Annotated in this window: 17 protein-coding genes; 16 read left to right on the top strand and 1 reads right to left on the bottom strand. The window is 64.7% G+C overall.

Going from position 1 to position 18,650, the window contains the following annotated elements; translation table 11 throughout:
• Positions 1-30: 30 nt before the first annotated feature.
• The 10 genes from AC3RCM_RS15600 (at position 31) to AC3RCM_RS15555 (ending at position 11,343) form a co-directional block, all read left to right on the top strand.
• Positions 31-1,365 (top strand): ABC transporter substrate-binding protein, encoded by a 1,335-nt coding sequence (locus tag AC3RCM_RS15600; RefSeq protein ID WP_492629008.1) that lies wholly within the window; start codon positions 31-33, stop codon positions 1,363-1,365.
• A 116-nt stretch (positions 1,366-1,481) separates the two neighbouring features.
• Positions 1,482-2,258 (top strand): ABC transporter ATP-binding protein, encoded by a 777-nt coding sequence (locus AC3RCM_RS15595; protein ID WP_064493309.1) that lies wholly within the window; start codon positions 1,482-1,484, stop codon positions 2,256-2,258.
• 282 nt (positions 2,259-2,540) lie between these two features.
• Positions 2,541-3,890, top strand: a complete 1,350-nt coding sequence (locus AC3RCM_RS15590; protein WP_492629007.1) for an OprD family porin — start codon at positions 2,541-2,543, stop codon at positions 3,888-3,890.
• A 347-nt stretch (positions 3,891-4,237) separates the two neighbouring features.
• Positions 4,238-5,470 carry an SfnB family sulfur acquisition oxidoreductase gene (locus AC3RCM_RS15585; protein ID WP_492629006.1) on the top strand — a complete coding sequence of 411 codons (1,233 nt, stop codon included), beginning with the start codon at positions 4,238-4,240 and terminating at the stop codon, positions 5,468-5,470.
• A gap of 9 nt (positions 5,471-5,479) precedes the next feature.
• The gene (locus AC3RCM_RS15580) at positions 5,480-5,866 is read left to right on the top strand and encodes a hypothetical protein (RefSeq protein ID WP_003253982.1); all 387 of its coding nucleotides are present in this window, start codon (positions 5,480-5,482) and stop codon (positions 5,864-5,866) included.
• Positions 5,863-6,834: a sugar ABC transporter substrate-binding protein gene (locus AC3RCM_RS15575; protein ID WP_492629005.1), complete on the top strand. Its 972-nt coding sequence runs from the start codon at positions 5,863-5,865 to the stop codon at positions 6,832-6,834. Before AC3RCM_RS15580 ends, AC3RCM_RS15575 begins: the two co-directional genes overlap by 4 nt.
• Positions 6,831-7,859: a sugar ABC transporter substrate-binding protein gene (locus AC3RCM_RS15570; RefSeq protein WP_104887478.1), complete on the top strand. Its 1,029-nt coding sequence runs from the start codon at positions 6,831-6,833 to the stop codon at positions 7,857-7,859. Before AC3RCM_RS15575 ends, AC3RCM_RS15570 begins: the two co-directional genes overlap by 4 nt.
• Positions 7,856-9,394 carry a sugar ABC transporter ATP-binding protein gene (locus AC3RCM_RS15565; RefSeq protein ID WP_492629004.1) on the top strand — a complete coding sequence of 513 codons (1,539 nt, stop codon included), beginning with the start codon at positions 7,856-7,858 and terminating at the stop codon, positions 9,392-9,394. The genes AC3RCM_RS15570 and AC3RCM_RS15565 overlap by 4 nt, the downstream gene beginning before the upstream one ends.
• Entirely contained in the window at positions 9,378-10,355 is a 978-nt protein-coding gene (locus AC3RCM_RS15560; protein ID WP_492629692.1) for an ABC transporter permease, read from the top strand. The genes AC3RCM_RS15565 and AC3RCM_RS15560 overlap by 17 nt, the downstream gene beginning before the upstream one ends.
• Position 10,356: 1 nt before the next feature.
• A complete protein-coding gene (locus AC3RCM_RS15555) occupies positions 10,357-11,343 on the top strand; it encodes an ABC transporter permease (RefSeq protein ID WP_003253977.1) in 987 nt (328 codons plus the stop codon).
• A 66-nt stretch (positions 11,344-11,409) separates the two neighbouring features.
• Here AC3RCM_RS15555 and AC3RCM_RS15550 read toward each other — a convergent pair whose 3' ends face one another.
• A complete protein-coding gene (locus tag AC3RCM_RS15550; protein WP_064493307.1) occupies positions 11,410-12,648 on the bottom strand; it encodes an acyl-CoA dehydrogenase family protein in 1,239 nt (412 codons plus the stop codon).
• 338 nt (positions 12,649-12,986) lie between these two features.
• Here AC3RCM_RS15550 and msuE point away from each other — a divergent pair, with 338 nt between their 5' ends.
• Genes msuE through AC3RCM_RS15520 form a run of 6 tightly spaced genes read left to right on the top strand, consistent with a single transcriptional unit; the run spans position 12,987 to position 18,587 of the window.
• Positions 12,987-13,547 carry an FMN reductase gene (msuE, locus tag AC3RCM_RS15545; protein WP_003253975.1) on the top strand — a complete coding sequence of 187 codons (561 nt, stop codon included), beginning with the start codon at positions 12,987-12,989 and terminating at the stop codon, positions 13,545-13,547.
• Between the two features lie 26 nt (positions 13,548-13,573).
• The gene (sfnG, locus tag AC3RCM_RS15540; RefSeq protein ID WP_064493306.1) at positions 13,574-14,665 is read left to right on the top strand and encodes a dimethylsulfone monooxygenase SfnG; all 1,092 of its coding nucleotides are present in this window, start codon (positions 13,574-13,576) and stop codon (positions 14,663-14,665) included.
• Positions 14,666-14,676: 11 nt separating this feature from the next.
• Complete coding sequence (locus AC3RCM_RS15535; RefSeq protein WP_492629003.1) at positions 14,677-15,807, top strand: AMP-binding protein; 1,131 nt, start codon at positions 14,677-14,679, stop codon at positions 15,805-15,807.
• A 9-nt stretch (positions 15,808-15,816) separates the two neighbouring features.
• Positions 15,817-16,650 (top strand): ABC transporter ATP-binding protein, encoded by an 834-nt coding sequence (locus tag AC3RCM_RS15530; protein WP_064493304.1) that lies wholly within the window; start codon positions 15,817-15,819, stop codon positions 16,648-16,650.
• Complete coding sequence (locus AC3RCM_RS15525; RefSeq protein ID WP_012052698.1) at positions 16,626-17,507, top strand: branched-chain amino acid ABC transporter permease; 882 nt, start codon at positions 16,626-16,628, stop codon at positions 17,505-17,507. The genes AC3RCM_RS15530 and AC3RCM_RS15525 overlap by 25 nt, the downstream gene beginning before the upstream one ends.
• A gap of 12 nt (positions 17,508-17,519) precedes the next feature.
• Positions 17,520-18,587, top strand: a complete 1,068-nt coding sequence (locus tag AC3RCM_RS15520; protein WP_266022480.1) for a branched-chain amino acid ABC transporter permease — start codon at positions 17,520-17,522, stop codon at positions 18,585-18,587.
• The last annotated feature ends 63 nt before the right edge of the window (positions 18,588-18,650 follow it).

The raw sequence follows: 18,650 nt of genomic DNA, 5'->3' as shown, positions 1-18,650 counted from the left end.
GCGTGGGCTGGGCGCCTGAGGAGAAAGACCATGTATGCAACGCTTAAACGCGGTGTCGCCGCCTTTGGCCTGGCGCTCGCGAGCTACGCCGCGATGCCGTCGGCGGCCCAGGCGGCCAATGAACAATTCTTCCCGCTAGCCACCTACCGAGTCGGTGCCTATGCCTCCAGCGGCATTCCGGTGTGGGCCGGGATGATCGACTACCTGCGCTACATCAACGACGTCGAAGGCGGCATCAATGGCGTCAAGCTGGTCTGGCAGGAGTGTGAGACCGAGTGGACGGCGGAGAAGGGCATCGAGTGCTACGAGCGCTTCAAGAACGGCCTCAATGGCGCTCCGGTAGCGGTCTACCAGCCCAATGGTGCGCCGGCTGCCTATGCCCTGGCGGACAAGGCCGAGGCCGACCGGATCCCGCTGATCACCCTCGGCTATGGTCGTACCGAGGCCACCGATGGCCGCGTCTTTCCCTACAACTTCCCGGTGATGCTGACCTTCTACAGCGAGGCTTCGGCATTCATCAACTACGTGGCCGAGCGCGAGGGTGGGCTGGACAAGCTCAAGGGCAAGAAGATTGCCACCGTCTACCACGACTCCGCCTATGGCCGGGAAACCCAGGGGCCGCTGAAGCTGCTGGCGGAGAAGTACGGCTTCGAGAACATCCAGATTCCCGTCGCCGACCCGGGTAACGAGCAGGCCTCGCAGTGGCGCCAGGTGCGCCAGCTCAAGCCGGACTGGGTATTCCTGCGCACCTGGGGCGTGTCCACCCCGGTGGCGATCAAGACCGCGGCGCGCTTCGACTTTCCGGTCGATCGCATCATTGGCGACATCTGGGCCAGCTCCAATGAAGACGTGCTGCCGGCCGGCGAGGCGGGCAAGGGTTATCTGGCCCTGACGCCCTATCCGGGCGGTGCCGACTTCGACATCCACCAGCGCATCAAGGCACACATCCTCGACAAGGGCAAGAGCGACCTCAAGGATCCGAAGAGCTTCGGCAGCGTCTACTACAACTCCGGCCTGGTGAATGCCGCCATCGCCGTCGAGGCGATCCGCGCCGCGCAGAAGCACTTCGGACCGCGGCCGCTCAATGGCGAAGAAGGTCGCTGGGGCTTGGAACACCTCGATCTTGACGATGCGCGGCTCAAGGCGATCGGTTTCCTGGGGCTGATGCAGCCGCTGAAGCTGTCGTGCAGCGACCACGAGGGTGGCGGTGCCGTCAAGGTGCAGCAGTGGGATGGCCAGCAGTGGAAGCTGATCACCGATTGGGTGCAGGCCGATCATGTCACCCTGCGCCCCCTGATCGACGCCAAGGCTGCCGAGTACGCGAAAGAGAAAGGCGTGCCCCCCCGTGCGTGTGACGCGCCGTGAGCGCTCGCTTTTCACCTGTGGCAGGGGCTTTAGCCGCGACCGGCACGGGCAACGCATTTCAAGGCTTTGGGGCGGCAGGCGCCGCCCGCTGAACGACGACCAGAGGGCAACAATCCATGACCAGTGCGACTCTTCCAGCCGCCGTCAGCAGCGAGCTGCTGGCAGTGGAGGACATCGAAGTGATCTACGACGGCGCGATCCTCGCCGTGGCCGGTGTATCCCTGCAGGTCGGGCAGGGCGATATCGTCGCCTTGCTAGGCGCCAACGGTGCTGGCAAGAGCACCACACTCAAGGCTATTTCCGGCCTGGTGCAGGCCGACCGGGCGCAGGTCAGCCGTGGCCATATCCGCTTCCAGGGGCAGGACACCGCCGGTGTCGCGGCCAACCTGCTGGCACGCCAGGGTATCGTCCATGTGCTGGAAGGACGGCATGTGTTCGCCCACCTGACCATCGAGGAAAACCTGCGCAGTGGCGGCTTCCTGCGTAACCCGACGCGGCGCCAACTGGAGCAGGATCTGGAGCGCATCTATGCCTGGTTCCCGCGCTTGAAGACCAAGCGCAAGACTCAGGCTGGGCTGACTTCCGGCGGTGAGCAGCAGATGCTCGCCATCGGCCGCGCGCTGATGACCAAACCGCGCCTGGTGCTGCTCGACGAACCCTCGATGGGCTTGGCGCCGATCCTCGTCGAGGAGATCTTCGCCATCGTCGCCCAGCTCAATGCGCAGGAGGGCGTGAGCTTTCTGGTGGCCGAGCAGAACATCAACGTTGCCCTGCGCCATGCTAGCCATGCCTACATCCTGGAGAACGGCCGGGTGGTGGGTGAGGGCAGTGCTGCCGAGCTGGCCGCGCGGGAAGATATTCAGCATTTCTACCTGGGCGGCAAGGCTGACTGAGCGGTGGCGACGGCTGTGGAACGCTGTGGTCATACCGCCTTTTACTGAGTAGGTGATGTTCCATTCAACGCGGCCCAGGCCGCGTTTTTTTTCCTGACGAAAGCGCTGTGGCGCCGGCAACAGCAGTTGTGCAGATTGCTCCGCAGACGGTGCATCATATTGTTGAGTAGATTGTTCAACTGATTGAATAACAATGATTTTTTCTGTTGGCATGGTTGTTGGAACAACTGGATTTGCAGCGCCTGGAAAGGCGCCTACCTCGTCATTCCAAGGATCACTGCCATGCGCTCTACCGCTTGCTACAGAACAGCTCTTTCTCTGGCCATCCTGCTGGCCGGCCCCGCGTTTGCCGACAGCGATGATGAAGGCTTCATCGACGGCACGCAGATCCATGTGCTCAACCGCAACTTCTTCTTCAGCCAGGACTATCGCAACGGCGACTTCACCCTCAACCCCAACAATGGTCAGCGGCAGAGCCTGCATCGTGAATGGGGCCACGGCATCATCGCCGATCTGCAATCCGGTTTCACCCGTGGCACTGTCGGCTTCGGCGTGGATGTGCAGGGGCTGGTCGGGCTCAAGCTCGATGGCGGCAATGGGGCAGTCGGCAATGGTGTCGGCGTGCCTGGCATCGTGTCGCGCTCGGGGAGCAACTTCGATGGCGAGCCCAAGGACAGCTACGGCAAGGTTGGCGCCGCGCTCAAGGTGCGCGCCTTCGACACCGAACTGCGCTATGGCGACGTAAGCCCGACCAGCCCGGTGCTGCACGCCAGCGACATTCGCCTGCTGCCGCAGACACTGCGCGGCTTCATCTTCAACAACAACTCGCTGGATGGCCTGAGCCTGCAGGGCGGCAAGCTGGAGTCGAGCAGTGACCGCAACGCCAGCAACCACCGTGGTGATCTCGGCACCGTCTATGCCGGGCGTATCAAGGGCGCCAACGATGTGGTGTACCTGGGTGGCGATTACTCGTTCAACGATCAGCTCACCTTGCGCCTGCACAGCAGCCGCCTCGACGACGTATGGAACCAGTCGTTCTTCAGCGTCGACCATGTGCAGCCGCTGGGTAGCGAGTTGAGCCTGAAGACCGGCCTCAATTATTACCGCACCCGTGACAGCGGCCAGGCGCTGGCCGGCCAGATCGACAACGACTCATGGAGCGTGCATGCCGGTCTGGCTGCCGGCGCTCATGGCTTCAAGCTGTCCTACACACGCATCGATGGCGACACGCCGTTCGACTACGTGTGGAACACCTATGACCTGCAACTGGATGCCGCCTCGCAGGTTTCCGACTTCAACAACCCCAATGAGCGAGCCTGGGAAGCCCGTTACGACTATGACTTCGCCACGCTTGGCGTGCCAGGGCTGAGCCTGACAGCCCGCTACGTGCGCGGTACCGACATCGACGGTACGCGCGCGGGTGGCGCTTACAGCTACTTCAATGGTACCGAGGACGGCCGCCACTGGGAGCGCAACCTGTGGCTGAAGTACGTGCTGCAGAGTGGGCCGGCCAAGGACCTCTCGTTCAACCTGATGCAGGCCACCCACCGCGTCGGTGGCGATCACGTCGCCGAGTCCAACGTCGACGAACTGCGCCTGATCGTCCAGTACCCGCTGGATATCAGCCTCTGAGAACCTGCTCACGATCTCGCGAGGTAACGCCATGCAACACCGATGGCGGCCCCGCAAAAACAGGCGAGGCGCGGTCGGAGTCGCGCTCGACTTCACCCGCTGTAAATGAGCAGTCCGACCACGCTTGCGCTCCAGCCTTTTTTTAACGCAGGAGGGCCGACGCGCAGCAGGTCGTGAACAGGTTCTGAGGCAAGTGTCCGCCCGGCAACAGCCAATCCACAGTTTGCCGCCACAGGTGCTTTTCCAATTATCTGGATTGCGCATCAAGTCATTGAATATTAAGGGTTTTCCAGGTTGGTACGGGCTGTGCAGTAGCCCTGGAGAATCCATCACGCTTGGAGCAACACATGACTCAGTCACAACCCGCCGATCTGCGCGAGCAGTTCAGCTCGGCGCCTCGGCGCCCGGCACAGATCATCCGTAGCGACGCCGAAGCCATCGAGGTGGCGCAGCGCTTGGCCGAGGATTTTGCCCGTGAGGCAGCCTGGCGTGATCGCGAGCGGCGCCTGCCCTGGGAGGAACTGGATCGCTTCTCCGAAAGCGGTCTGTGGGCAATCAGCGTGCCCAAGGCGCACGGCGGCGCCGGGGTATCTTATGTCACCCTCAGCGAGGTGATCGCGACCATCTCCGCCGCCGATTCATCGCTCGGCCAGTTGCCGCAGAACCACTTTGGTGTGCTCAGCAACCTCGGCCTGACCGGCAGCGAGGCGCAGAAGCGCCGCTACTACGCCAAGGTGCTGCAAGGCTACCGTTTCGGTAACGCCTTTTCCGAAGCGCGCAGCCAGTACGTCACCACCTTCCAGACGCAGATCCGCTTCGACGGCGACAGCGCCGTGCTCGATGGCGAGAAGGCCTACTGCACGGGGGCACTGTTCGCCCACATCGTCCCGGTCGCGGGTGTCGACGAGGAGGGCCGCCCGCACATCGCCTTCGTGCCACGCGATGCAGCTGGCCTGACGGTGATCGACAGTTGGGATGGCTTCGGCCAGCGCATCACAGCCAGCGGCCAGGTGCGTATCGAAGGCGTGCGGGTGCCAGCGAGCGAGGTGATACCGGCCTGGAAGGCCTACGACCAGCCAACCGCTGATGGCCCGATCTCGCAGATCATCCAGGCCGCCGTGGACACCGGCATCGCCCGTGGCGCCTTTGCCGAAACCCTGCGCGTGGCGCGTCAGGCACGCCCCTGGGTCGACAGCGGCTTGCAGCACGGCTGGCAGGATCCACTTGGCCAGGCGCTAATCGGCGAGCTGGCCTGGCGCCTGCAGGCGGCCGAGGCGATCTTGCAGCGCGCTGCCGAGGCGGTCGATCGCGCCGTCGCCGAGCCTGGCGAAGAGCACGTTGCTGAAGCCTCAGTGGTGGTCGGCCAGGCCAAGGTGCTGTCTACCGAGATTTCCCTTGAGGCGTCCAGTCGCCTGCTGGAGCTGGGCGGCACGCGCAGCGTCTCGGCCAGCCAGGGGCTGGACCGCTTCTGGCGCAATGCGCGCACCCACACGCTGCATGACCCGGTGCGCTGGAAGTACCACCTGGTCGGCAATCAACTGCTCAACGGCATCAAGCCGCAACGTCATTCCTGGAACTGAGGTCACGCCATGTCCAACACCCATTCCCAAGGCCGGGGTGACCTGGCCCACGCCCGTCATGTCGAGGCAGCTCTGCTTGACTACCTGCGCGGGCAGAGTGCTCGCCATGAAGCGCTGGTCATCGCTGCAGTCGGCGAGTTGCGCATCCGTATCGACGCCGCCGACGCGTTGCTGGCACGCGCCGACGCCTCGCAGTCGGCCGCCATCGCTTTTCGTTTGGGCGCCGCCGAGGCCGCGCGCCTGGCCGCGCAGACGCATTTCGAACTGGTGGGCAGTAGTCTGCCGCGTCCGCAGCCGGGCAGCGCCGAACCGGCACTGCCCACTCAACGGCGACTGCTCGGCGACCACTACCTCAACGGCGCCGCCTTGGCAGATCAGCAAAGGGTGCAAGCATGAGTCGAATCCTGACGTTGCTCACCGCCCTGGTGCTGGCATTGGCGGGCGGCCTGACACAAGCCGAGGAGGAGGGCGAGGCCGTGCCGTCGCTGGCCGGCAAGCGCATTGCCGTGAGCATGACTGGCACCAGTCATTACTTCGACATCAAGGCGTTCCAGGCGCAGGTCAATGAGATCAAGCGCCTGGGCGGCACGCCGATCACCCTCGACGCCGGGCGCAACGACCGCAATCTGGTCACACAACTGCACACGGTGGTCACGCAAAAGCCCGATGCGGTGATTCAGACCCTCGGCACCCTGAGCGTGATCGACCCCTGGCTCAAGCGCATCCAGGCAGCAGGTATCCCGCTGTTCACCATTGATGTGCCATCGCAGTACAGCCTCAACAACACCACCTCGGACAACGTCGCGGCCGGCCGCGCGTTGGCCGAACAGCTGGTGCGCGACACCGGCGGCAAGGGCCGCATCCTGGTGTTCAACGGCTTCTACGGGGTGCCGGTCTGTGCGATCCGCTACGACGAGTTGAAGAAGGTACTGGCCGATCATCCGCAATTGCAGATCGTCCAGCCGGAGCTGCGTGACGTGATTCCCAACACCGTGCAGGACGCCCGCAGCCAGATCGCCGCGCTCCTGAACAAGTACCCCAAGGGCGATATCGCCGCCATCTGGTCGGCCTGGGACATCCCTCAGCTCGGCGCCAGCCAGGCGCTGATCGACGCCGGGCGCAGTGAGATCCGCACCTATGGTGTGGACGGCACGCCGGAGGTACTGGAGCTGCTCGCCCCTGACAACTCGCCCATCGGCGCGGTGGTTGCGCAGCAGCCCGACCTGATCGGCCGCACCGCCGTGCGCAACGTTGCCCGCTATCTGGCCGGCCAGCGTGATCTGCCGAAGGAAACCCATGTCGCCGCGCTATTGACGACCCGCGACAACCTGGCTCAGGTCAAGCACCTGCGAGGTGACCAATGAGTGACAACGACTGCTCCGGCATTTCCCGGCGCGGCCTGCTCGGCGCGTCTTCGGCGATGCTCGCTCTCGGGCTTGCCGCACCATTGACCCGCGCCATGGCGGCTGAAGCCGACAGCGGTGCCGGGGCCAGTGCCACAGTGCCTTCGCTCAAGGGCAAGCGCATCGCCATCAGCACCGTGGGCACCAGCATCTACTTCGACAGCCGGGCCTTCAAGGCGCAGGTCGAGGAGGTACAGCGCCTGGGCGGCACGCCGATCACCCTGGATGCCGGGCGCAACGACAAGGCCATGGTGACCCAGTTGCAGAATCTGGTGACGCAGAAGCCCGATGCAGTGATTCACACCCTCGGCACGCTGAGCATCATCGAGCCCTGGTTCAAGCGCATCAGCGCCGCCGGCATCCCGCTGTTCACCATCGAGGTGCCGTCGCAGTACGCGGTCAATACGATTTCCGCAGACAACTGGAGCACGGGTTTGCTGCTGGCCAAGCAGTTGGTGGCCGATCTGCGCGGCAAGGGCAGGGTGCTGCTGTTCAATGGCTTCTATGGCGTGCCGAGCTGCGGCATTCGCTATGACCAGTTGAAGCTGGTGAGCAAGTTCTACCCGCAGATCGAGTTCATCCAGCCGGAGTTGCGCGACGTGATTCCCAACACCGTGCAGGATGCCCGCAGTCAGGTTGCCGCCTTGCTCAACAAGTACCCCAAGGGTGAGCTCGACGCGATCTGGGCGGCCTGGGATCTGCCGCAGCTCGGTGCCAGCCAGGCGCTGATCGAAGCCGGGCGCAATGAAGTGCGCACCTATGGCGTCGACGGTACGCCCGAGGTGCTGGAACTGCTGCGCCAGCCCGGCAGCCCGGTGGCTGCAGTGGTGGCGCAGCAGCCTGCGTTGATTGGCCGGACGGCGGTGCATAACGTCGCCCGCTACCTGGCCGGCGAGCACGATCTGCCGCCCGAAACCTTCGTCGAGACCCTGCTGACCACGGCGGGCAACGTCGATGACGTCAAACGCATCCGAGGCGACGCATGACTACGCCGGTGCTGGAGCTGCGTGGCATCGTCAAGACCTTCGGTGCCACCCGGGCGCTCGACGGCGCCAGCCTGCGGGTGGCGGCGGGCAGCGTGCACGGTCTGGTGGGCGAGAACGGCGCCGGCAAGTCTACGCTGATCAAGGTGCTGGCCGGCATCCACCGCCCGGACGCCGGCAGCCTGCTGCTCGACGGCCAGCCGCACGGGCATTTCAGCCCGCGCCAGGTGGAGCGCCTGGGCATTGGCTTCATCCACCAGGAACGCTTGTTGCCGGCCCGTTTCACCGTGGGTGAAGCCTTGTTCTTCGGCCACGAACGGCGATTCGGGCCCTTGCTCGATCGCCGCTCTCAGCAGCGCGAGGCCGCGCGTCTGCTGGACGACTACTTCGGCCTGCGACTGCCGGCGAATGCGCTGATCGGTGAACTGAGCAGTGCCGAGCAACAGATGGTGCAGATCGTCCGCGCGCTGTTGATCAAACCGCGTGTGCTGGTGTTCGACGAACCCAGCGTGGCGCTGGTGCAGCGTGAGGTGGAGCGTTTGCTGCGGATCGTCCAGCGCCTGCGTGACGATGGCCTGGCGATCGTCTACATCTCCCATTACCTGCAGGAAATCGAGGCCCTGTGCGACCGCGTGACGGTACTGCGCAACGGTCGCGATGTCGCTGAAGTCTCCCCGCGCAACACGTCGCTGGAGCAGATCACCCGGCTGATGGTCAACCGCGAAGTCGGCGAGCTGTACCCCAAGGTAGCGGTGCCTGCCGGTGCGCTGTTGCTCGACGTACGCGGGCTGGGTCGGGCACGGGCCTACCAAGGCATCGACCTGCAGGTGCGCCGTGGCGAGATCGTCGGCCTCACCGGGCTGGTGGGCTCGGGCGCCAAGGAGTTGCTACGCAGCCTGTTCGGCCTGGCGCCACCGGACAGCGGCGAGGTGCGCCTGGACGGGCAACCGTTGTCCTTGCGCAGCCCGCGCGAGGCTGTCGCCCAGGGCGTCGCGCTGATGCCCGAGGAGCGCCGTCGGCAAGGCGTGGCGCTCGATCTGAGCGTGCAGGAGAACACCACCCTGGCGGCACTGTCGCGTTTCGTCCGCCTGGGGCTGCTGTCGCCGGCGCGCGAGCGGCATACCACCCTGGAGCTGATCGAGCGCCTAAGGATCAAGGCCCATGGCGCGCATGCCAAGGTGCGTCAGCTCAGCGGCGGCAATCAGCAGAAGGTGGCGCTGGCCAAGTGGTTCGCGCGGTGTTCCAGCCTGTACCTGCTGGACGAGCCCAGCGTTGGCATCGATGTTGGCGCCAAGGTGGAGATCTATCGGCTGATCGGTGAACTGGTGAAGGAGGGCGCCGGGGTGTTGATCCTCTCGTCCGACCTGCCGGAGTTGATCGGCCTCTGCGACCGCATTCATGTCATGCACCGCGGCGCCATCGCCGCACGTTTCGCCGCTGGCGAGGCGAACAGTGACCGCCTGCTGGCGGTGGCTACCGGCGCGCAACGCGCGCAGAACGAGGAACGACCTTTCTATGCCTATGCCATTGCTATTTGATGCCTTCCACCCGCGATTCGCGCATTGGCTGCTGCGCCGTGGCGCCCTGCTGGCCTTCGCCGCGATCCTGTTGGCCTTCGCCCTCAGTGCGCCGAACTTCCTCACCCCGAGCAACCTGGTCAATGTGCTGGCCCAGTCGGCGATCCTCGGCAGCCTTGCCTTCGGCCTGACCACGGTGATCATCGGCGGCGGCTCGAACGTGGTGTCCGGTGGGCTTGATCTGTCGCTGGCGGCCAACCTCGGGTTGTCCGCTGCGGTCTATGCCAGCCTGAACAACGCCGGTTTCGGCGATGTTGTCAGCATCGCCGCGACGCTTGGCACTGGCCTGGCCATCGGCACGCTGAATGCGCTGGTGGTGGTCGGTTTCCGTTTGCCGCCGCTGCTGGCAACCCTGGCCACGATGAACCTGGTGGCCGGGCTGGAACTGGTGCTGATCGAAAACACCGTGCTGCCTAGCTCTTCGCCGTTGCTGGAAGGGCTGGCCTTCGGTAGTTGGCTCGGCGTGCCAGCCCTGGCCTGGGTGCTGCTGGCGGTCGGTGGCGTGCTGATCGTGTTGATGCAGTACACGCCATTCGGCCTGCGTCTGTACGCCATCGGCGAATACCCGGAGGCGGCTAATGCCGCTGGCCTGTCGGTGCGTGGCTACGTGTTCGCCAGCTACCTGATCAGCGGTCTGTGCGGCAGCCTGGCCGCGTTTTGTTCAGCGGCCTGGTTCAGCGGCAGCACCACCGGCTCCGGCGAGATGCTGCTGTCGGTGGTGGCCATCGCTTTTCTTGGGGTGATCTTCTCCCAGCGTCTGCAGCCGAGCATCGGCGGCACGCTGCTGGCAACGATGCTGGTCGGGGTGCTGATCAACGGCTTCCAGCTTCTGAATATTTCCAGCTTCTGGGTCGACGGCGTGCAGGGTGTCCTGATCCTGCTGGTGGTGGCCCTGTCCGGTTTGCGCAACAAGGAGGCCTGAGATGTCCGATTCGTTATCCGCCCCGCAGCCTGCCGGTCTGACCGGGCTCTCTGGCCGGGCGTTGCTGCGCCTGGTCATGCCGACGCTGTTCGCCGCCGTGCTACTGTTCTTCGCGTTGAAGGCACCCGGCTTTCTCACCGTCGGTAACCTGTCCAGCCTGTTATTGAACAATTTCGTGCTGCTGGCCATCGTCGCCATCGGCATGACCTACGCCATTGCCGCGGGTGGCATTGACCTGTCAGTCGGCACTGCGCTGGACTTCTCGGCGCTGACCTTCGTCCTGCTGCTCAATGCCGGCTTCGGGCTCTATGTCGCGATTCCCGGTGGGTTGCTGGCTGGCAGCCTGGCCGGGTTGTTCAATGCCGGGCTGATCGCCGGGCTGCGTATTTCCCCTTTTCTGGCCACCCTTGGCACACTGTTCATTGGCAGCAGCGTGCAAAAGCTGCTTTCCGATGGCGGACAACCGATCTACCTGGAGGCGCAGGTGCGCAGCGGCTTGGCCAGTGAGCGCTTGCTTGGCGTGCCGCTACCCTTGCTGCTGGTGGCACTGTTGGCTCTGGTGTATGGCGTGGTATTGGCGCGTGGCCGCTTAGGCCGGGAGATCATCGTCCTTGGCAGCCAGCCACTGGTGGCGCGTTATTCGGGCCTGGCGCAGCGACGTATCGCTGCCCTGGTGTTCATCGCCAGTGCCTTTGCCAGCGCGCTGGCGGGCATCCTGCTGCCGGCCACGGTGAACGCCTACGCGCCGATGTCCGGCAATGCCTTCCTGATGAATGCCATCGGTGCGGTCTTCATCGGTGCCACGCTGAGCCTGCACAACCGGGTCAACGTACCCGGTACACTGCTCGGTGTGCTATTTCTCAACGTCACGGCCAACGGTCTGCTGCTGATCGGCTGGAATTTCTTCTGGCAGCAGGTGGCCACCGGCGTTCTGATTCTCTCGGTTCTGCTGTTCAGTTTTGCCAGTCGGCGACTCGGCGCTGGATAGTTCTGGCGTTCCGGGCGAAACGCCAGTGCCGTGACGAGGCCTGGGGGTGTGCCCCAGGCCATGCTTTCAGGACTGCTTGGCACCGCCACCGATCTGCCAGACATAGGGCGGTTCACTGCCATTGACGTGCCAGTCGCCGATGATGCGTTCCTTGTAGATCACCGGGTTGTGCGAGGCGGCAGTACGGGCGTTGCGCCAGTGGCGATCGAGCTGTTTGGTGGTGCTGGTACCGGAGGCGCCGAGGGTGTTGAACAGGTCGCTGGTGGCACGCAGCACCCATTCGATGGCCGCCACCTGGGCCTGGGCCGATTCCAGTTCGGCGGCGATGTTGGCCTTGCGCTCGGCGTTCTCGTCATTGCCGAAACGCGCCAGGTAGGCTTGCTGCGCGGCCTCGCTGGCGCGCAGGGTGCCTGCCTCGGCGGCGTAGATCAGCCCGGAGGCCTTGCCGATAACCTGCAATACCTGTGGATCCTCGCTTACCGCTGCACCATTGCCATGGCTGAACACGCGCGTGCGCTTGCTGGTTTCCTGGCTGAAGTCACGCACGGCGGCGCGGCCGGAACCGACGATGACGGCGAGCAGCACCAGTTGGTAGAAGGCCGTCTGGTATTTGAAGCGGGTGGCGAAGTCGATGATGTTCTCTTCCTCGACCACCGCGTTCTCGAACACCGAGGTGCCGCTGCCGGTGGTGCGCTGGCCAAAACCATCCCAGTCGTCGCTCTGGGTGATGCCGGGTTGGCGGGTACGGATCGCTGCGATCACGTCGCCACCGGTGTCGTCTCGGCGGGCGAACAGGTCGATCCAGTCGGAGAAGAGGCTGCCGGTGCTGTAGTACTTGGTGCCATTGACCACCCACTGATCACCCTGGCGCGACACCCGGGTGCTGACGTCGCCGATCTTCACTGCGCCCACCTCCGTCCAGGCGCAGCCCACCAGATCGCCGTCGACGAAGCGTTTGAACCAGACGTCCTGTGGTGTGCTGGCATGGGCGTTGAGGCGGTCCTCGACGAAAGCAAAATGCCCGCGCAGTGCCTGCGGCACATTGGAGTCGGCTTCGGCCAGTTCGATCAGCAGCTGGAACAACTGTGGCAGGGAAGCGCCGGCACCGCCCTGTTCGACCGGTACACGCACGGCGCCGAAGCCGGCGTCCTTGAGCCACTGGATGGGCTCATGGGGCAGGGTGCGGTTGCGCTCGCGTTCCACGCTGGATTCGGCGATGCGGGCAAAGATGGGGCGGAAGCGGGCGGCAAGGGATTCGTACTGGGTTCCGGTAGACAGGTGGGGCAGATGGGCTTGGGCGGTCATCGCAGTTCTCCTCGATTGATGCGATTGCTGACGGCGATGCTTTCGCAAACTTCGTGCCTTGCAGTGAATGCCTTTTAAATCAATGGGTTGTGATCTTTCTGGCAGGACGGGCTGTTCGCTCGCCGACAACTTGCTGAATGACTGTTGGTGGGCGGTCAATTGCGTTTTCCGGGGCAACTGTTGGCCGAGGGTCAGTGGTTCAACAGCTTGTTGGCCAAAAGACAGTTCAGGCTGTTAGAGCTAGCGTTCAAGTATTTGAATTTAATGGTTTTTATTGGTTGGCACGGTTGCTGCTGAAGCTCCCTCAGGTAATGCCCGCTGGGCAAGGAGGGATCAGCATGAACGCACGTGTTATCAGGGTCGTGGTGGTGTCCGGCAGCCTGCGGGCTCCATCACGCACCCATGGTCTGCTGCAGGCCCTGGTGGAGCGGCTGCCGGCCGTATTGCCGAAGCTGGAGGTGCACTGGGTGCGCATCGCCGAGCTGTCCGCCAGCCTGGCCGGTTCGCTGGAGCGCGATAGCGCCTCGGCTGACCTGCAGCCGCATTTGCAGGCCATCGAGCAGGCCGACCTGCTACTGGTCGGCAGCCCGGTGTATCGCGCGTCCTACACCGGTTTGTTCAAGCACCTGTTCGACCTGGTCGATTACCAGTCGCTCAAGGGCGTGCCCGTGGTGCTTGCCGCCACCGGTGGTAGCGAGCGACATGCCTTGATGATCGATCACCAGTTGCGCCCGCTATTCGCTTTCTTCCAGGCCCACACCCTGCCGTACGGCCTGTACGCCAGTGTCGAGTCTTTCGACGATCAGCGCCTGGCTGACCCTGCGCAGTTCGAACGGATCGAGCGGGTACTCGATACCGTCGGCGCCTTCTTTCATATCCCGGTCGCCCGCGCGGCCTGACTTTCCGAGTTACAGGAGACATCGCCATGAGCCAACCGATCAAATTCGCCTACTGGGTTCCTAACGTCAGCGGTGGCCTCGTAGTCAGCAAGATCGAACAACGCACCAGTTGGGACATCGATTACAACCGCAAGCTGGCGCAGATTGCCGAGCGTTCCGGGTTCGAGTACGCGCTTTCGCAGATCCGCTTCACCGCCGGCTATGGCGCTGACAACCAGCACGAGTCGGTAACCATCAGCCACGCGCTGCTGGCCGCCACCGAAAAACTCAAGGTGATCGCCGCGATCCTGCCCGGACCCTGGACGCCGGTATTGGCAGCCAAGCAATTGGCAAGCATCGACCAGTTCACCGCGGGCCGCATCGCCATCAACGTGGTGTCCGGCTGGTTCAAGGGCGAGTTTCGCGCCATCGGCGAGCCATGGCTGGACCATGATGAGCGCTATCGCCGATCCGAGGAGTTCATTCGTGCCCTGAAGGGCATCTGGACCCAGGACAATTTCAGCTTCCACGGCGATTTCTACCGTTTCAACGACTACACCCTCAAGCCCAAGCCGCTGCAGCAACCGCACCCGGAAATCTTCCAGGGCGGGAGCTCACGGGCCGCGCGCGACATGGCCTCGAGGGTCTCCGACTGGTACTTCACCAATGGCAACAGTGTCGAGGGTATCAAGACCCAGGTCGACGATATCCGCACCAAGGCAGCGGCCAACGGGCATTCGGTGAAGGTCGGCGTGAACGCCTTCATCATCGCCCGCGACACCGAGGAAGAGGCCCGCGCGGTGCTGGCGGAGATCATCGCCAAGGCCGACCCGGAGGCGGTCAACGGCTTCGGCAGTGAAGTGAAGAACGCCGGTGCGGCCAGCCCGGAAGGCGAGGGCAACTGGGCCAAGTCGACCTTCGAAGACCTGGTGCAGTACAACGACGGCTTCAAGACCAACCTGATCGGTACACCACGGCAGATCGCCGAGCGCATCGTCGCGCTCAAGGCGGTCGGCGTCGACCTGATCCTCTCCGGCTTCCTGCACTTCCAGGAAGAGGTCGAATACTTCGGCAAGCATGTCTTGCCGCTGGTGCGCGAACTGGAGCAGGAGAAGCGTGCCTCCCTCGCTGTGGCCTGAGGTGCGCGGCCATGCATGAGGCGTTCGCGGACAACCTGCCGGCCAGCTTGCTGGCCCGCGCACATCAACGTGGGGCGGACGTTGCGTTGCGCCACAAGCGTCTAGGCCTGTGGCAGGCGCGCAGCTGGGCGCAACTGCTGGCCGAGGTGCAGGGGCTGGCCACCGGGCTGCGCGAGGCCGGCTTCGCGGCCGGTGACAGTCTGCTGATCGTCAGCCGTCCGCGACCTGAGGCGCTGCTCGCAAGCCTGGCGGCGCAGTGGCTGGGCGGCGTCGCGGCACTGATCGATCCGCTGATGCCTGACGCGGAGCAACTGACGCTGTTGCGTGAACTGCAGGCCGATTTCGTCTTTGCCGAAGGTCAGGAGGAGGTCGAGCGGGTGCTGGCGAGCGGTCATGTACCGGCATTGCTGTTCTACGCCGATGGCCGTGGCCTGGCGGATTCCGGGGTGCCGAATTACGCTAGCCTGGCCGCGCAGTTGCCCGATCCTGCCTTGGCGGTCCAGGCGCAGAGCGAGCGCCCAGCGCTCAGCTTTCACCGGCTGGATGCCGATGGCCAGGTTCAGCAGCACGGGCTCAGCCATGCCGAGGTGCTGGGCGAGGGGCGTCGGCTGGTCGAACAGGAGCGCCTGACGGCGGCCGAGGAAGCCTTGGCCTCCCGCAACTTCGCCACCAGCGGCCAGGCCCGCTACCTGCTGGCGCCTTGGCTGCTGGCAGGCTTTCGGATGAATTTTCCGGAGAGCCTGGCGACCCGTGACACAGACCGCCGTGAACTCGGCCCGACTCTGGTTCTCGGCACCCACGACAGCTACGGCCGCCTGTATGCACTGGCGCAGCAGCGTCTACCGCTGCCGGGCAGCCTGCTGCGGTGCTGGCTGGACTGGGCGCTTGACGCGCGCGGTGGGTTGCTGCGCAACAGCCTTGGCCACGTGTTGCTGCGTCGGCCGTTGCGCGATGTGCTGGGCCTGAGCCGCACCCGGGTACCGCTGCTGGTCGGTGAGGTCCTGCCGGGCGAGGTGCAGGCGTTCTTCGCCGCCCTTGGGGTGGCGCCGCGTATCTGGCTGGAGACGCCCCGCTGGCAGGCCGTGCGCAGTCCTCGTTCATCCCTCGCTGCTCGGTCGCAAGGCCGGGTTCAGCCCGTCTGAGGAGCGTTCATGTCGAATTCCCCGTTGCTGGAACTGGAGGGCATCAGCCTGTCGTTCAAGGGTGTGAAGGCCATTAGCGACATTGGCTTCAGTGTCGCCGAAGGCGAGATCTGTGCGCTGATCGGGCCCAATGGCGCGGGCAAGAGCTCACTGCTGAACATCATCAATGGCGTCTACCGGGCGCAGCAGGGGCGCATTCGTTTCGCCGGGCAGCAGCGTCGGGTGATGCACCCACATGCAGCGGCACGCGGCGGCATCGCTCGCACCTTCCAGAACATCGCGCTGTTCAAGGGCATGAGCGTGCTCGACAACGTGCTCACCGGGCGCAACCTCAAGCGCCGCAGTTCCTGGCTGGAGCAGGCGTTGCGCATCGGCCGCGCGCCGGGCGAGGACGATCGCCAACGCGCCGCCGCCGAGCGGGTAATCGAGTTTCTGCGCATCCAGCCGTGGCGTGACGAAATCGTTGGCACCTTGCCCTATGGCCTGCAGAAGCGGGTCGAGCTGGCCCGTGCGCTGGCCGCCGAGCCCCGCCTGCTGCTGCTCGACGAGCCGATGGCCGGGATGAATGCCGAGGAGAAGCGCGAGATGAGCCGCTTCATCGTTGAGATCAACCGCGAGTTCGGCATGACGGTGGTGCTGATCGAGCACGACATCGGCGTGGTCATGGGCATTTCCCACCATGTGGTGGTGCTCGATTACGGCCGCAAGATCGGCGACGGCTCCCCCGAGCAGGTTCGCCGCAACCCCGACGTGATCGCGGCCTATCTGGGTGTCCGCCCGGCGGCAGCTTCGGGGCTGTCCCCACACAGGAGCGCGACATGGCATTCTTTTTCGAAGTGCTGATCGGTGGCCTGCTGGCCGGGGTGATGTACTCCCTGGTGGCCATCGGTTTCGTGCTGATCTACAAAGCCAGCGGTGTGTTCAACTTCGCCCAGGGGGCGATGGTACTGTTCGCCGCGCTGACCTTCGTCAGCCTGCTGGAGCGCGGCGTGCCGTTCTGGCTGTCCTTTCTCGTCACCCTGGCGACGATGATCGCCCTGGCGCTGCTGATCGAACGGGCGGTACTGCGGCCATTGGTCGGGCGTTCGCCGATTACCCTGTTCATGGCCACGCTCGGCCTGGCCTACATCATCGAGGGCGCCGCCCAGGCCCTGTGGGGCGCTCAGGTTCACGGCCTGGAGCTGGCCATCAGCGACGCGCCGCTGGAGCTGGGTGGCCTGCTGCTGTCGCAGTTCGACCTGTTCGCCGCCGCAACGGCGGCGGCCCTGGTGGTGCTACTGTCCTTGCTGTTCAACCGCACGCGCATCGGCCTGGCGCTGCGTGCGGTGGCCGACGATCCCCGCGCGGCGATGAGCGTCGGTATCCGCCTGCCGAGGGTGTGGGCGGTGGTCTGGGCGGTGGCCGGGTTCGTCGGGCTGGTCGCCGGGCTGCTGTGGGGCGCGCGCCTGGGGGTGCAGTTCTCGCTCTCGCTGGTGGTGCTCAAGGCCCTGCCGGTGCTGATCATCGGCGGCTTCACCTCGATCAGCGGGGCGATCGTCGGCGGCCTGATCATCGGCGCTTCGGAGAAGCTCGCCGAGGTGTATCTCGGGCCGCTCATCGGCGGCGGCATCGAAAACTGGTTTCCCTATGTGCTGGCCCTGCTGTTCCTGCTGGTGCGTCCGGCTGGGCTGTTCGGCGAGCGCGCCATCGAGCGAGTCTGAGGAGCGTCGATCATGCTGTATCGAGAAGCGGGTCAGTTCAGCGTGCGTTACGCCGACGACCGACGATTCTTCCGCCTGCGCCAGGATCGGCTGGGTCTGGCGGCCTTGGTCCTGTTCGCCTTCATCGGCGTGCCACTGCTGGGCAACGATTACTGGTTCAGTGCCATCCTGATCCCATTTCTACTGCTGTCGCTGGCCGGCCTAGGGCTGAACCTGCTGACCGGTTATGCCGGGCAACTGTCCCTGGGTTCGGCGGCGTTCATGGCAGCAGGTGCCTTCGCGGCCTATAATTTCGAGCTGCGCGTGGCGTGGCTGCCGCTGCTGGCCAGCCTGCTGCTCGGCGGCCTGGTGGCGGCGCTGGTGGCCGTGGTGTTCGGCCTGCCAAGCCTGCGCATCAAGGGCTTCTATCTGCTGGTGTCGACACTGGCGGCGCAGTTCTTCGTGCCATGGGCGCTGACCCGCTTCAGTTGGTTCAGCAACGACAGTGCCTCGGGGGTGATCAGCGCGCCGCCGCTGCTGATGGCCGGGTATGACTTTTCGTCGCCGGCCGGGCGCTACCTGCTGACCCTGGCGGTGGTCAGCGCGCTGTTCTGGCTGGGCGCCAACCTGGTGCGCAGCGAACTGGGGCGCAACTGGATGGCGGTGCGCGACATGGACACCGCCGCCGCAGTGATCGGCATCCCCCTGTTGAAGACCAAACTGCTGGCTTTTGCCATCAGCGGCTTCTACCTCGGCGTGGCCGGTTCGCTCTGGGCCTTCACCTACCTGGGCACGGTGGAGCCACACGGCTTCGACCTGAACCGCTCGTTCCAGATCCTGTTCATCATCATTATCGGCGGCCTGGGCAGCATCCTCGGGAACTTTCTCGGTGCCGCCTTCATCGTGCTGTTCCCGGTGCTGCTGTCGAACCTGGCCGGGTTGCTGCCGACCGGGCTGATCGATGCCGGACAGATAGAGAACCTGCAGAAGATGGCCTTCGGCACGCTGATCATCATCTTCCTGATCAAGGAACCGGAGGGCCTGGCGCGCCTCTGGCAACGCTTTCGCGAGCGCACTCGGCGTTGGCCGTTGCGCTACTGAGCGAACCTTCGCACCGGGCTTCGCCCGCCTTACGCCACTGCCCACTGATTTGTAAAGGATAAC

Source organism: Pseudomonas sp. GW823-FHT05G12, from assembly GCF_058795575.1.
This window is presented reverse-complemented; position numbering and strand designations above follow the sequence as displayed.

Bases quoted from the DNA above. Each gene is read 5' to 3' on its own strand.
- AC3RCM_RS15600 (WP_492629008.1), top strand. From the start codon at position 31: ATGTATGCAACGCTTAAACGCGGTGTCGCCGCCTTTGGCCTGGCGCTC.
- AC3RCM_RS15595 (WP_064493309.1), top strand. From the start codon at position 1,482: ATGACCAGTGCGACTCTTCCAGCCGCCGTCAGCAGCGAGCTGCTGGCA.
- AC3RCM_RS15590 (WP_492629007.1), top strand. From the start codon at position 2,541: ATGCGCTCTACCGCTTGCTACAGAACAGCTCTTTCTCTGGCCATCCTG.
- AC3RCM_RS15585 (WP_492629006.1), top strand. From the start codon at position 4,238: ATGACTCAGTCACAACCCGCCGATCTGCGCGAGCAGTTCAGCTCGGCG.
- AC3RCM_RS15580 (WP_003253982.1), top strand. From the start codon at position 5,480: ATGTCCAACACCCATTCCCAAGGCCGGGGTGACCTGGCCCACGCCCGT.
- AC3RCM_RS15575 (WP_492629005.1), top strand. From the start codon at position 5,863: ATGAGTCGAATCCTGACGTTGCTCACCGCCCTGGTGCTGGCATTGGCG.
- AC3RCM_RS15570 (WP_104887478.1), top strand. From the start codon at position 6,831: ATGAGTGACAACGACTGCTCCGGCATTTCCCGGCGCGGCCTGCTCGGC.
- AC3RCM_RS15565 (WP_492629004.1), top strand. From the start codon at position 7,856: ATGACTACGCCGGTGCTGGAGCTGCGTGGCATCGTCAAGACCTTCGGT.
- AC3RCM_RS15560 (WP_492629692.1), top strand. From the start codon at position 9,378: ATGCCATTGCTATTTGATGCCTTCCACCCGCGATTCGCGCATTGGCTG.
- AC3RCM_RS15555 (WP_003253977.1), top strand. From the start codon at position 10,357: ATGTCCGATTCGTTATCCGCCCCGCAGCCTGCCGGTCTGACCGGGCTC.
- AC3RCM_RS15550 (WP_064493307.1), bottom strand. From the start codon at position 12,648: ATGACCGCCCAAGCCCATCTGCCCCACCTGTCTACCGGAACCCAGTAC.
- msuE (WP_003253975.1), top strand. From the start codon at position 12,987: ATGAACGCACGTGTTATCAGGGTCGTGGTGGTGTCCGGCAGCCTGCGG.
- sfnG (WP_064493306.1), top strand. From the start codon at position 13,574: ATGAGCCAACCGATCAAATTCGCCTACTGGGTTCCTAACGTCAGCGGT.
- AC3RCM_RS15535 (WP_492629003.1), top strand. From the start codon at position 14,677: ATGCATGAGGCGTTCGCGGACAACCTGCCGGCCAGCTTGCTGGCCCGC.
- AC3RCM_RS15530 (WP_064493304.1), top strand. From the start codon at position 15,817: ATGTCGAATTCCCCGTTGCTGGAACTGGAGGGCATCAGCCTGTCGTTC.
- AC3RCM_RS15525 (WP_012052698.1), top strand. From the start codon at position 16,626: ATGGCATTCTTTTTCGAAGTGCTGATCGGTGGCCTGCTGGCCGGGGTG.
- AC3RCM_RS15520 (WP_266022480.1), top strand. From the start codon at position 17,520: ATGCTGTATCGAGAAGCGGGTCAGTTCAGCGTGCGTTACGCCGACGAC.